Below are 259 nucleotides of genomic sequence, written 5' to 3' on the forward strand. Positions count from 1 at the left end.
CGTCATCGGTCTGTCGATGGGCGGCTTCGGATCGCTGCACTACGCGCAGGCCCGCCCCGACCTGTTCGGTCACGTCGCCTCGTTGTCCGGTGGGATCGACTTCGGCATGGTGGCGATCCGCGCGGTCGTCCTGGCCATGGAAATCAACCTTCCCGGCCTGGTGTGCAGCTCCGTACCGGAGGGCACCTGCGCCAGCGTAGGCCCGTACGTCGACAGCGACGCTATTTTCGGCTCTCCATATCCCATCTTCAACGCCGAC

At 65.3% G+C, this 259-nt stretch carries 1 protein-coding gene; it reads left to right on the forward strand.

Features of this window, described 5'->3' with window-relative positions:
* The coding region (locus tag H0524_RS24660; RefSeq protein WP_255435889.1) for an alpha/beta hydrolase-fold protein at nt 1-259 on the forward strand (259 nt) is incomplete at both ends.

This window comes from Salinispora sp. H7-4 (genome assembly GCF_013416675.1).
Classification (GTDB): Bacteria; Actinomycetota; Actinomycetes; order Mycobacteriales; family Micromonosporaceae; genus Micromonospora; species Micromonospora vitiensis.